This window comes from Treponema vincentii F0403, from assembly GCF_000412995.1.
GTDB classification, from domain to species: domain Bacteria; phylum Spirochaetota; class Spirochaetia; order Treponematales; family Treponemataceae; genus Treponema; species Treponema vincentii.
Genome location: NZ_KE332512.1, coordinates 884182 through 897474, shown reverse-complemented (window position 1 = coordinate 897474; position 13293 = coordinate 884182). Strand labels below are relative to the sequence as shown.

The 13293-nt window shown below is 46.2% G+C and carries 12 protein-coding genes; 8 read left to right on the top strand and 4 right to left on the bottom strand.

The window, feature by feature from the left end:
* Positions 1–40 precede the first annotated feature (40 nt).
* The 5 genes from HMPREF1222_RS04005 (at position 41) to HMPREF1222_RS03985 (ending at position 6147) form a co-directional block, all read left to right on the top strand.
* Positions 41–814, top strand: a complete 774-nt coding sequence (locus tag HMPREF1222_RS04005) for a TatD family hydrolase (RefSeq protein ID WP_016518317.1) — start codon at positions 41–43, stop codon at positions 812–814.
* Entirely contained in the window at positions 811–1842 is a 1032-nt protein-coding gene (dusB, locus tag HMPREF1222_RS04000; RefSeq protein ID WP_016518316.1) for a tRNA dihydrouridine synthase DusB, read from the top strand. The genes HMPREF1222_RS04005 and dusB overlap by 4 nt, the downstream gene beginning before the upstream one ends.
* A 39-nt stretch (positions 1843–1881) precedes the next feature.
* Positions 1882–3552, top strand: coding sequence for a DUF5312 family protein (locus HMPREF1222_RS03995; RefSeq protein ID WP_016518315.1), 1671 nt, complete (start codon positions 1882–1884; stop codon positions 3550–3552).
* Between the two features lie 40 nt (positions 3553–3592).
* Complete coding sequence (locus HMPREF1222_RS03990) at positions 3593–4303, top strand: hypothetical protein (protein ID WP_016518314.1); 711 nt, start codon at positions 3593–3595, stop codon at positions 4301–4303.
* A gap of 146 nt (positions 4304–4449) precedes the next feature.
* On the top strand, positions 4450–6147 hold the full coding sequence (locus HMPREF1222_RS03985; RefSeq protein WP_016518313.1) for a BamA/TamA family outer membrane protein: 1698 nt from the start codon (positions 4450–4452) through the stop codon (positions 6145–6147).
* A 61-nt stretch (positions 6148–6208) separates the two neighbouring features.
* Here HMPREF1222_RS03985 and HMPREF1222_RS03980 read toward each other — a convergent pair whose 3' ends face one another.
* Entirely contained in the window at positions 6209–7459 is a 1251-nt protein-coding gene (locus HMPREF1222_RS03980) for an ABC transporter substrate-binding protein (protein ID WP_016518312.1), read from the bottom strand.
* Between the two features lie 9 nt (positions 7460–7468).
* The gene (alr, locus tag HMPREF1222_RS03975; protein WP_006187534.1) at positions 7469–8596 is read right to left on the bottom strand and encodes an alanine racemase; all 1128 of its coding nucleotides are present in this window, start codon (positions 8594–8596) and stop codon (positions 7469–7471) included.
* Positions 8597–8713: 117 nt separating this feature from the next.
* Here alr and HMPREF1222_RS03970 point away from each other — a divergent pair, with 117 nt between their 5' ends.
* From HMPREF1222_RS03970 to HMPREF1222_RS03960, 3 genes are all read left to right on the top strand, one after another.
* Positions 8714–9616: a patatin-like phospholipase family protein gene (locus HMPREF1222_RS03970; protein WP_016518311.1), complete on the top strand. Its 903-nt coding sequence runs from the start codon at positions 8714–8716 to the stop codon at positions 9614–9616.
* The gene (locus tag HMPREF1222_RS03965) at positions 9613–9993 is read left to right on the top strand and encodes a NusG domain II-containing protein (RefSeq protein WP_016518310.1); all 381 of its coding nucleotides are present in this window, start codon (positions 9613–9615) and stop codon (positions 9991–9993) included. The genes HMPREF1222_RS03970 and HMPREF1222_RS03965 overlap by 4 nt, the downstream gene beginning before the upstream one ends.
* 426 nt (positions 9994–10419) lie before the next feature.
* On the top strand, positions 10420–12156 hold the full coding sequence (locus HMPREF1222_RS03960) for a proline--tRNA ligase (protein WP_016518309.1): 1737 nt from the start codon (positions 10420–10422) through the stop codon (positions 12154–12156).
* A gap of 56 nt (positions 12157–12212) precedes the next feature.
* On the opposite strand, the gene HMPREF1222_RS03955 is transcribed toward HMPREF1222_RS03960, so the two are convergent.
* Positions 12213–12608 (bottom strand): thioesterase family protein, encoded by a 396-nt coding sequence (locus HMPREF1222_RS03955; RefSeq protein WP_016518308.1) that lies wholly within the window; start codon positions 12606–12608, stop codon positions 12213–12215.
* Between the two features lie 59 nt (positions 12609–12667).
* Positions 12668–13030, bottom strand: a complete 363-nt coding sequence (locus HMPREF1222_RS03950; RefSeq protein ID WP_016518307.1) for a DUF488 domain-containing protein — start codon at positions 13028–13030, stop codon at positions 12668–12670.
* Positions 13031–13293: the final 263 nt, after the last annotated feature.

Genomic DNA, 13293 nt, shown 5'->3' with positions numbered 1-13293 from the left:
TTTGTTATTTGTGAAACTGCCGCTGAAAGGAGGAACCGCGATGCAAATTTTTGATACTCATGCCCACATCGGATTGCTATACAACGATCCTCTTGCGCAGTTACGCGCTATACAAGAAGCAAAACGGGCTTCTGTTGTCAGGATTCTCAGTATTTGCAATAGCTTGCATGATTTTTATTCGGTATACGAAACGCTTAAAGCCGACCAGTCGGTGTACCATGCCATCGGCGTTTCTCCGTCGGAGGTAACTGCGCCGGGAAAGGATTGGGCTGTCCAGATTGAAAAAGGCTTACAACTGCCGGGTGTTATTGCCGTCGGGGAGACGGGACTCGATTACTACAAAAAATACGGAGATCAACGCTCGCAGATCGAGTTGTTTATCACACAGCTTGAGATAGCCTCAAAAGCGAAAAAACCGGTTGTTATTCATAACCGGGAAGCAGGAAAGGATGTGCTGAACATTCTTTCCGAGCGGATACCCGACGCAGGCGGTATTTTGCATTGCTATTCCGAAGATGCCGAATTTGCAAAGCTCGCACTAAAGCTGCCGCTCTATTTCTCGTTTGCCGGCAACCTTACATACCGGAATGCCCGCAATTTGCACGAAACGGTACGGATGCTGCCGCTTGACCGTATTTTAGTTGAATCCGAGAGTCCGTTTATACCGCCTGCGCTCTACCGCAAGGAACGAAATATGCCGGCAAATACCGTTGCGACCGTTGAATTTATGGCTAAGCTTTTAAAGATGGATATGGAAACATTGGCAGCCCAGCTATGGAAGAACAGCTGTAAAGTCTTCAATCTGCCGGAATGAGCGAATTGGGCGCAATGGAAACCGGTGCAGCGGGTAACGGGCTGTACAGGCCGGTAACGATAGGAAGTTTAACGCTTCCCGGAAATATTTTTTTAGCGCCGGTTGCGGGCTATTCCGACAGGAGTTTCCGGTCTATTTGTGTTGATTGGGGCGCCGATTTTACCTATACTGAAATGGTCTCGTCGGAGGCATACATCCGCAATTCGGTAAAAACGGAAAAGCTTATCGCCCGTGCATATAACGAGCAGCGGTACGCGGTACAGATATTCGGGGCCAATCCCGATTATATGGCCGAAACGGCTGTGCGCATTATCGAACGTTACCGCCCCGACTGTATCGATATTAATGCCGGCTGCCCCATGCCGAAAATTACCAAAACGGGGGCGGGTTCCGCGCTGATGAGAAAGCCCGAAAGGCTCTATGCAGTAGTTAAGGCGGTTGCGGAAGCAGCCGGCAAAACAGGTTCCGGCATCCCCGTAACGGTGAAGATACGTTCCGGCTGGTCGCAAACCGAACTGACATGGAAAGAAGCTGCCGATGCAGCCGTTGAGGCTGGGGCTGCAGCGCTGACTATTCATCCGCGTACCTGTTCGCAGTGCTACAGCGGAGCGGCAGATTGGGATATCCTTGCACAGCTGGTGCAGATGATGCGGGGACGGGTTCCCGTATTCGGTTCAGGCGATTTATTTAGCCCGCAGGCGGCGCAGGATATGCTCGCATCGACACAATGCGCCGGCGTTATGTTTGCACGCGGAGCGATGGGCAATCCTTTTGTCTTCCGGCAAACAAAGGAGCTGCTGCAAACCGGCGCATATACCGGAATATTGCCTGAGGATAAAATCCGTACGGCAAAGAAAGAACTTGACCTGCTCTGCGAAGAAGTAGGTGAACAAATAGCCTGCCGCGAAATGCGCAAGCGGTTCGCGGCCTACACTAAGGGGATTGCAGGCGGAGCAAGACTCCGCGAGCAGCTGGTACAGGCAGGCTCCCTGCAAGACTATGAAAGAATTTTAGGGACGATGTTCTAAATTACGTCATGATATCATCTAAAACAGGTGAGGAACATTATGTTTGATTTTGTCAATACTGTTATTGCCGCAATAAAAGATTTATTTGAAGGCCTCTTTTTTTCTTCTTCACCGGAGTATCAAAAGAAACGGCAGCTTAAAGTTTATGCGCTGGAACTCAAGAAATTAAACCCGCCGCTGTACCATACGGGTAAGATATTGCTGCCGGCATTCGGGTCGCTGCTGTATCAACTTTACCATTTTTTACAGCCGGTAAAAGCCGTGTTGGACAAGACGGTCAATTCTCCGGATATCCGCGCATCCGAAAAGTATCAAAATCTCTTCTTTGAAGCAATTTTATCCGAAGAGCAGACAAAGCAGCAGCGGAGTTTCAACTTTCAAGCGCGGAATCTCCTTTTATCAAAGTGTAAAAACTATCAGGAGGTGGAACATAAGCTGCAAGAGCAGATACACGGCTTTAAGAGTTTTATGCGCCTTTTTACAACGCCTGCCTTTAAAACCCGCGAACAGGAATTAATCAAACTTTTTTTTCTTTCCGACCTATGCGACTTTGACTACGCTTCCTTTCTTAATCGATTTAATAACAAACTGCAGCTTACTGCCGGCGCACCGGCATCGATTTCACAAGATAATTTTGAAGAAGTATTTGCCGGCGATGTAGTAAAAAACTTGCTTGACTTTCAGTTTATCGTACGGAATGTCTCTATTACGCAGACAACTATCAATAACGTTGTTTTTCTTGCACGGAGTGCCGGTAATTTTACGGATGAAATGGGTGCAAAACTGGAAAAGACGCTGCATACCGTCGAAACCATCCTTGCTAATCAGCTGAAACGGAACACGATACCGATGATGTTGAAATTGATTCAGGAAGATCCTAATTTTGAAGAAAAGATAACCGTTTCCGAAGCAAAACCGCTGCAGGAGTATATCGACCGAATTAGCGAAAACTTTCAGGCGGATTCAAAGCGCCTTTTAAAAATCATCAAGGAAACCAATATTACCGGTTTAATAGAAAAGTGTTTCGGCAGCACACCGTTGAAACCGTTGGAAGGATATAATGATGCGATCAACGACGCTATTCAAAATCTTTCGACTATTTCCTTCGATTGGGTAAAACCGATGCAGCTGTTAAAGGCTTTTACCGAAATGTATTTTGAAACCCACTATAAAACCTTTTTAAAATCTTTGCTGATCGAAGGCTTTTTTGCCAACAAACAGATTGAAGGGCAATATGCGGCAATCTACCGGTCATGTGAAATGCTTTTAGGTAAGATAAAGAATTTTGAACAACTTTTTAAACCGAAAGGGCAATGCAGTCTTGTTGAAATTCAAGGTTATATTGCGGAAATCGAAAAAGGCAAAGATATGAAAAAACAGCTGCAGAAAATTGTTGAAATTGCCAATATGCAGGCAAAGGTTGTTGTACAAACCGGAAGTAAAGCTTATGCCGATCTTTATGCCTTTACCGAACACTTATTGGAAGATATAAAAGCTCCCACATCGGAACTGATTACCAACATAAAAGCGCTGGTTGTCAGCTCTAAAAATAAAGAATCATTTGCCCGTTTGGAGCAGGATAGACATATCTTTGCGCTGTTCCTCGAAATAATGAAAAACTATGCAGTGTTCGGCTCTATCGAAAAGGGAAAACCGGGTGTCCCGGCTTCTGCCCCAAGCGCTGCACCTGCAAAACCTGTACAACAATAGTGCCGGAACATTTTATACTAAGGAATCATCACCCAAAGCTATGATATTCAAAACGATGACGATCCGGAGAATATGCTGTTTTTCTTTTTTGCTCTGCGCCGCGCCGTTGCTTTACGGCGACAGCTATTCGGGGGCTGACACGAATGAAGCGCTTATTATCCGGGCACCCGTGTGGGTTTTTCTTGAACCTCAGCCGGGCGTAATGGACGACGATATGCAGGGTACGCGGCTGCCCCCGCGGCAAGCGCTTACGGAATTATCAAAAACAGTAATGGAAGGGATGGTTTACGGATGGAAGTTTTCCTATACGCCGTTCGATAAACGGAGACAAGTTGAGGAAGAGTTTGAATTGATTCCACTCCAAACCATTCCTTCGAATGATAGCCGTCTATCCGTTACGGAGCTTCGTCCGCAGTATCCGTACCTGTATTGTTGGGCGGAATATCGCGTTAGCGGTGCAGCCGCTTTACACAGAACGGAATGGATACGTATCAATTATATTACCGCCAAAGGTTCCGGCAGTGCAGAGCGTAAGATGGAAATAGACGGAGTGCGGCAGGCCTATCGTGAAGCGGCGCTTGCTGCGGTTCGCGGGTATTTACGTAAAAATATTAAAAATAAACCCAAGTCTGTCAGCGGAGAAATGCTGATAAAAGATAATCCCCGGCTTTATGTTTCCGGCGGTAAATTCACGGCTCAATTGACTGTCTACCTTTATATCAAAGAAGTTATCCCGTACGAAGTTTTTTAAGCGGTGATGACGGCACGCTCCGCTTTTATTCGTGCGGAGGGGTTAATACCCCGACGCTTGCGTCGGGGTTGTTGATTGCCTGCCTTAGAGAATTTTTTCAAAGATATCTTGCTTAATCGGCCGTTTACATGATAAAAAGGAGCATTATGCACAATTATTCATATCAAAAATATATGCATTTGATACGTTCCGTTATGGTGAGCGTATGCATTTTTCTTATAGCGCCTGCTCATGCGCAGGAAACTGAAACGGTACAGCCCGCTGCTATCGAGGCTCCGGAGGAAAAACCTCTTACCGATGCAGCTGCCGAAGCACCTCTTATACAAAGTTATCGGATAACGGATGTTCATTACAATATTAAAGGATTAACGCGGAAATATCCGCTATCGCAAGCAGTTCCCATCGATACCGCCCGTATTTTTAATTCGGAAGAAGCGCTGCAGCGCTATCTTAATGATCTTGAACAGCAGTTTAAAAATATTCGGGCTATTCAGTCGGTTCGGATTGAGACGGAGTATGGCGATATAGATAGCCAATCGGTGATACCTGTTGTACTTACGGTTGCAATAACCGACACGTGGAACTTCATAGTAGTGCCTTATCCTTCTTTTGATTCCAATAGCGGGTTTCAGCTAAAGCTGAAAATGCAGGATTTTAATTTTATAGGGACATTGCAGCCTCTGAAAGCCGATATCGTGTACCGTTCAACCGAAACGGATCAACAGATTTTTTCATCTTCACTTAATTTTGCATTACCGTTTAGGTTAGGTGCTTTTAATCTGCTATGGGATAGCAGTTTTCAAATTGTATATGCATTTAAGGAAGAACCTAAAATAAATATCGGTACGGGGCTGGAAGTATCGCACAAATTTAATAGACGGTTCTCCTTGGCATTCGGCCTTTTTCCGGAATTGGCGATTAACGACCGTTCATCAAGTCAAATGTCTGTTGTAGACACGGACGACTCTCAAGAGGGGGTGCCCGGCTTAGATGTTCCGGTAGAGCAAACCGAAACAGCCAGACCTCACGGCTTGGGATATCTATACCCTGACGATCGGTATTATTTTAAAACAAAGCTATATGCCCGTGCCCCGGTTATGATTACGGAAGTGAAAAATTTCGGTTCGCTCGTATGGACTCCCTCTATGAGTCTTACAGGGAACTGGGCGTTTGACGGTATTCAAGCAGATAATCTTAAAAACTGGTCATTCAATTGGGGACATACACTTTCGCTTGCAAGGGTGAATTGGACGTTAAATTTTAGGAAAGGGCTATCCTTTTCACTCGGTAATACGTACTCCTATCAGTTTTACGGCAAGCAAAAGATGAATACCGGCTTTACAGCCTCGTTAACCGGCTATTATCCGTTTGTAAACAGGGTCGGCATATACGGGCGTATGCAGTTTTTTTACCATCTATTCGGTAATACCAGCACACAAGCGGGAACGGCGCTTCGCGGTATTTTAAATAAGAGAATCAATACGGATACGGCCTTTACTTTTAACCTCGATATTCCCGTACGGATTGCTACATTGGATTTTCAAAACATTACCGGCGTTTCATGGACACGTTTTTTTAATTGCGATATTCAGGTTGCCCCATTCTTGGATATTGCGTTAGTGCATGATAAAAAAACGGATCGTTATTATCATCCTTCAGACGGATGGTATGCCGGCGGAATGGAGGTTATCGTCTATCCCGAAAAAATGAGGAGTATTTACGTCAGAGCCAGCCTCGGTTTCGATTTAACGGAACTTAAAAATCTTTCCGGCCTAAGGGGTACGGCTAAACGTGACGGAGAAGCGATAACGGAAATCTTTATAGGAATCGGTGTGCATTATTAAAGCCTGCCTTTAATAATGCAACAGGGTTTTTAGGCACTCCTTAAAACTTTTCAATAAAAAATTAGCGGGGTTTTTTATACCAATCCGATAAACGCCTATTGAGCGATGCGGGTTTTTCATCACCGGTAAGCATCCGCGTTTGATCGCGTAAATACGGAAAGATAATCTCTTTTTTAAGCAGCAGCCAGTTATGCGGCAAAATGCGGGGCGCGGAAAAATCATCGGTTTGGGGTAAATGCTTGAGCAAGAGAGGATAATAAACGGGAAAGATATTTTCCGTCACATTCTTTAACGAAGAAAAACCGCCTGCCAAGCCGAAAGAGGGAGCAATCATATTATCGGTTTGGGAACGTGCAAGCAGGTTTTTCTGGCTTTCTTCATTGAAAAACCAAAGCAGAAAGGCCCGTGCCGCCGCCGTATTTTTTGCCTTCTTACAAATACCCGCATAGATAATTTCGTCCTGTAAGGGAGTTTTACCGTTATAATTCATCCACCGGTAATCGAGCGATTTTAATTTTTCATTGTTTAATGAAAACAGTTTATCGCTCGGCATGTACCAAAATAGGCAGCGTCCGTTTGTGACCAAAGTATACGGCGGGTCATAGAGGTACTTGAATTGAAATTCGTCTTCGGCCGCCGCATCCGTATTGACCTCTTCAGACCAGCGGCGCGTATAGGCGATGAGCTCCTGTAATGCTTTATCATTCCACGAAAAAAAATTCTTTGTTTCTTCAAAAGATACGTTGAAGCCTTGTGCGCTAACATAGAGGAAATCGGTATCCCAGCGGGGAGAAAACCCCATCTTGGTGTATTCCGAGCCGTTTTTGCTGTTGTACTCTGCAGCGAGGGTTCGCATTTCTTCAAGCGAAAGCGTAAAATTCGTCTTTACTAAATTTTTTTGCGATGCGGAAAAGATGACGGTCGGTAAATTAAAACTTACCGGCAAGAGGTACTGCGCTCCGTTGATATTGCCCAGTTCAAATAAGAGCGGGTAAAAAATATCCGGGTCTATTTTCGTTTTAGAAAGTATCCCGCCCAGCTTGCTGAATTTTACCCGTGTTGCATCACCCCTTAACCACGGGCCGATGACGATATCAGGCTGCTCGGAAGTATTCGTCAAAGCATCGGAGGGGTTCTCCTTATAACTGACGACAATTTTGTAACGGCTTTGGGCACTGTTAAAAGCTTCACAATAAGAAATAAATTCGATGCGGTCTGTCCAAATGACGGCAATTGAATCTTCGGCATTTTTACAAGCGGTTAGCATACAGCATGTGAGAGCTGCGGCAAAAAGGAAATTTTTCATACTCATTCAATCCGCCTATTTGTTTTCGTTGATAAAGACGCGAGGGACGCGCTTGTGAATGCCGCAGGTGATTTCGTAGGGAATGGTGCCCGCGATGTCTGCCAGCGTTTGGGCGCTGTTATCCTGCGGGTTTGGGCCGAAGATGCACACCTCGTCCCAGCGCTGTACCCACGGGTGCGCCCCGAGATCGATCATACATTGATCCATGCATATTCTGCCGACAATGGGGAAAAATTCGCTTCCGATGCGTACTTTCAGACCGGGCGAAAGCGCGCGGCGTAAACCGTCCGCATATCCGATCGGGAGCGTTGCAATATAGGTATCCTGCGGAGCAGTCCAGTTGCGCCCGTAGGAAACACAGGTGCCCGCGCGTATCTGCTTTATCAGTACCACCTGCGTTACAAGCTCCATAACGGGTTTTACGTCGATAGTATATGCTGCGTTCCGTATGGGGAGGTACCCGTAGGCGAGGAGGCCGGGGCGCACCATATCGAACCGAGCTTCCGGCAGCAGCTGTACCGCTCCCGAATTTGCGGCATGGACGAGCGGAATGTGTATCCCCGTTTGCCTGATCGCTTCGACGGCATCGGTAAAACGTTCCAGCTGATTTTTTGTAAAGGCACGGTCGGATTCGGAATCGGAATCCGCAACGGCAAAATGCGTTGCAACGCCTTGCAATCGCAAATGTTTTGCCCGCACAATCTGAGTCGCCAGTTTTACCGCTTCCGACGGTTTGCATCCTATCCTGCTCATACCGGTATCTATTTTCAGGTGTACCGCAACGGTTTTCTTTTGCGCATCGGCCGCACGGTTGAGCTCATTGATAAATTCTTCGTCTATGACGAGCGGTTCCAGTTTATAGTCAATAATAGAATCTATTTCTTCCAAAATCGGCAGGCTGAGCGAAATGATGGGAGCGACAATGCCTGCCTCCCTCAGCTCGATGCCCTCTTGTACGGAAGCAACGGCAAGGTATGAAACCCCTGCGCGGATTGCGGCAATCGCCGTCCGCACGGCGCCGTGTCCGTAAGCGTCGGCTTTGACCGGTAGGCATATCTTTGTTTCCGGGACGAGGGTTTGTTTGATTTGGGTAATGTTATATTTTAGATTATCAAGGTGAATAATAGCTTTTGTTGCACGCATGGGCGGTATTGTACCGCAAACGGCAAAGAATTGCAATTTGCGCAGAAAGATGTGCGCATAAGGAAGATAACTGCGCTATAGGCGCAGTTTTTGTTTTCTTGTATACTACCGGTTACTATGAAATGGGCACTTGTATTATCGGGAGGCGGAGCCGCCGGGCTCGCGTATATCGGCTTTTTTAAAGCCCTTGAGGAATTGAATATTCCTAAGCCGGACTGTATCGTCGGCTGTTCGATGGGATCTATTATCGGAGGCTTATATGCGAGCGGAAAGACCGTAGAGGAAATGGAAGCCGTTTTTGAAGAATCCTTCGATGTTAACCGGTATGTGGGCGGCGGGGTGCATATTCCGCTTTTTAAGCACGCACTCAATCAGATTATTCAATACGGTACGTTGATTACCCGTATGCTTTCCGGTACGGGGGCGGATTCGGGAGAAAAAGCGCATAAATTTTTTCTGGAGCTTTCCGGCTGTAAATCTTTTGACGACTGCAGCATTCCCTTTTTTTGCAACGCCCTCGATTTATGCAGCGGTAAAGAGGTTGTTTTGCATTCGGGGCTTTTAGCCGATGCGATGAGGGCGAGTGCTTCTTATCCCGGCCTTTTTACCCCCGTTAAGCGGCAACATGAGATGCTGATCGATGCCTGCATGATGGACAATACACCGGTTTGGGTTGCCCGCGAGCAAGGCTATAAGAATATTCTTGCCCTTACTTTCGGTGCGTTTGAGCCGGTTACGTCTTCCGAATTGGATACATCGGTTTCGGTACTGATGAGAACGCTCGCCTGTACTACCGCCCATATTGCGCTGCAGCCGAATGAGTATCCTACCGCTTTTATCAATTTGACGAGTTCCCGTTCTTCTCGCGATTTTTCCGACCCTAAAAAACAGATTGCGTTCGGGTATCAAAAAACGATGGATAAAAAAGACTTATTACAAGCCTTTTTTGCAAAAGGGATACAGGGTCGAGTGCAGCGGGCTCTTTTAACCCGAAAAACAAAAAAAGAGTATAGCGTATGATGTCAATATTCCGCCGCTTACGTGTTCTTGATTATCTTGTTTTTGCTTCCATTGTTACTATTTCCCTATGGGCGGGATTTTTCCTGTATGCAGGGGAGAACCGCGCGCAGCGGCTGGTAATCGAAACCCCTGCCGGCAAATGGATATACCCGCTTACCGATACGCGTACGGTAGTTGTCCCCGGTGCAATCGGCAATACAACCATACGGATAGAGAATAGCACTGCCTTTATTTCGGATTCTCCGTGTCCCAATAAAACCTGCGTACATGCCGCTGCGCTTAAGCAGGCCGGAGATTGGAATGCATGTATGCCCAACAGGGTTTTTCTGCATATTGAAGGTACTCGTTCCGAAGATGCGGTTCTGCCGCAGCATTGAAAAACACTGCCGTTACTTTTTTCTTGGGAATGGTCTACTTTACATAAGAAAAAAAATTTTATATGCTTGCGGCTTAGTTTAGATAGTGAGGTATCAGGGCAACCGTACCGGAAATATTTTAATCGGTTGTCTTCCTTTTGCACGAAATTTTGAATAAAATTTCGTGCCGTTTATTTTAGAAGAAGGGCAATCGTATCAGACGTATAGATACATCTCGCAGAAGAATGGAGGTTGGACAACCATTTGAGCCATCTTCAACTGATGTACATCCGTGTACATCAGTTGAAGGCGAGTTTTGTGCGTGCACAAAACATCGCAGAGGCGTAGAACCACTGCCGTCCGTGGCAGTTCTGGTTGAATAGTCTTCATTATTCTGTAGAGTTGTAAAAAAACTGTCTGATGCGATTACCCTGAGTGAGGCATAGTGTGAAGAGATCTCAAACTTTTATTCCTACATTGCGGGAAACCCCGGCGGAAGCAGTCGTTGTCAGTCATCAATTATTATTGCGTGCGGGAATGATCCGCAGATTAGGAAACGGATTATTTAATTATTTGCCGCTCGGCTTGCGGGTATTCAGAAAAGTTGAAAATATCGTACGGGAGGAAATCGACGCAATCGGATGTCTGGAATGCAAGGCTTCGGTTGTCGCTCCGGGCGAAATTTGGCAAGAATCCAAGCGGTGGTACACGATGGGGGACGGGCTTTTACGGATGAAAAACCGTCTCGGGCAAGATCTTGTCGTCAGCCCTACAAACGAAGAATCCTTTACCGCCCTTATGCGGTACGAGCTCGGTTCTTATAAGGATTATCCGCTTTCGGTATATCACATCAATACAAAATACCGGGATGAAATCCGTCCCCGCTACGGGTTAATGCGTGCCCGTGAATTTACGATGAAGGATGCGTATTCTTTCCATACCAATGCGGAATGTCTTGATAAAACCTACCGCGCATTCGGCGAAGCGTACGAAAAAATCTTCCGCCGTTTCGGCCTAAGCATCATACGGGTACGGGCAGATTCCGGCTCTATGGGCGGCAGCGGTTCCGAGGAGTTTATGGTGGAATCCGCCATCGGAGACGATACGCTCATCCTTTGCCCGCAGTGCCGCTATTCCGCAAACGAAGAGAAGGCCGCATGCGCTCCCGACCCTTATACGGAGCTTGCCGAAACTTCGGAAAAATGCACCAAACTTTCGACACCCGATGCCCGTACAATTGAAGAGCTGGTTGCGTTCTTGCATACTTCTCCTAAGGCATTTATCAAAACCTTAATTTATCATGTAAAGGATTCCGAAGTTATCGATAACGAATTCGTTGCGGTCTGTATCCGCGGTGATTTGGAAGTCAACGAAGCAAAATTAACCGCAGCACTCAAGGCAGCCGAAGTAGAACTTGCTTCCAATGCGGATGTGGAAGACATTACCGGTACGGTAGTCGGGTTCGCCGGCCCCATCGGTTTAACTAAAGTGCCCGTATTAGCCGACGAAAGCGTGATGCTGATGCATGACGCCGTAACCGGTGCACTGGAAAAAGATATGCACTATATTCACGTCGAACCGAAGCGGGATTTTACTCCCGCTATGGTGTACGATGTCCGTGTCGTAAAAGCCGGCGATAGTTGCCCGTTATGCGGAACACCGTTTTACAGCAAAAAGGGAAACGAACTCGGTCATATTTTCAAGCTCGGTACAAAGTATACAAAGAGCATGAATATGACGTATCTCGACGAAAGCGGGCAACAGCAATATCCTTTAATGGGTTGCTACGGTATCGGAATAGACCGTGCGTTGGCCTCGATTATCGAGGAGCACCATGACAGCAATGGGATTATCTGGCCGATGAGCGTTACACCGTATCATGTCGGTATCGTACCGATTCAATACGAAGGAACGATGAAAGCTGCTGCCGACCGGCTGCATGATGAACTTACAATGCGCGGCATCGAGGTGCTGCTGGACGACCGTGTGGAACGTCCGGGAGTTAAGTTCAAGGATATGGACTTAATCGGCTTGCCTATCCGTATTGTTATCAGCGATAAGAAACTTCCCAATGTTGAGTTCAAGTTCCGTTCCGATACGGATCCGGTAAATATGCCGCTTGACGGGGTCGCCGATTATGTTGTGCAGCGGGTACAGGCTGAATTAAAGCACAGTAGCTTATAGCCCCGCATTTGCATTTTAATACGTTTAACGAGTGGTAAGCGGGGAATAGCTTTGTTTTATCCCTCGCTTACTGCAGCGCGAAGCTTTTCCATAAAGCGCTTTTTATTCACGATTGCACGTACATGGGTGCCGGTGCCGATAACTCCCTTTTCATTTGACACTTCCGCTTTAAAGGTTAAAAATTTTCCGTTCTCGCTTATATCTATTAATTCCGTATGTACAAAAACCTTCATTCCTTCAAGCGTGGCAGCGGTATGCTGAACGTCAATTTTTACACCGACCATCGTATAGCCTTCTTCCATGAATGGCAGCACACTGAGCGCTGCCGTCCGTTCAATTTTTAAAACCATTGTCGGAGTTGAAAAAACTTCAAGGGTATCATCTCCGTCTTGACTTGCCAGCATTTCCTTTGTAACGGTAAAGCTGGTGTCGCCTTTAATTCCGATTTTCATATAAATCTCCAAAAGCATTAATTTCAAAATAGCGGGTATGCTGCTGCTTTAGTAATGCCTTATATGTTTTTTTCGATAAATGCCCGCAGTGTAGGAATATGACTCACCTCCGTTTCTTTGACGGCGGACAGTATCGTAACGTTGCCGATCTGCAGTTTATTCTTGAGCTTTTCTATAAAAGTTTCGGCAGCAGGATTGCTTTTCAGTTCCTTTGCATAGAGAGAGGAAAAATGTCCGTAATCTATTTCCCCCTTATGGTAAGCCTGCCGTATATCCGGTGACGGTGCAATATCTTTCGCCCAATCTCCGAGTTCCGCCTTCGCTTTCGTAATCCCGCGCGGCCAGAGTCGGTCAACCAATATTCTAAACCCGTCCTGCGGTTCTGTAGGGTCGTATACCCGCTTCCAATATAATGTTCCCATAACGAAGCCTCCGTACAGAATAAATATAACAAGACAGCCGGACAAAAACAAGTTCGAAAGGCGTATTCTAAAAACTCTTATTTGCGTACCTTTCTTTTATGGAAAATCTTTCCGGTATATGGCGGCGTTTCTGTCTCTTTACAAAGCAACCTCATACCTTTATAGTATTTCCGGATATTGATTCACAGTCCGTAAAAGCGGATATGTCGATCTGTTTTTTACAGAACAGGATTGTAGGCTCTGATATTGCCTGCAGAAGTTTT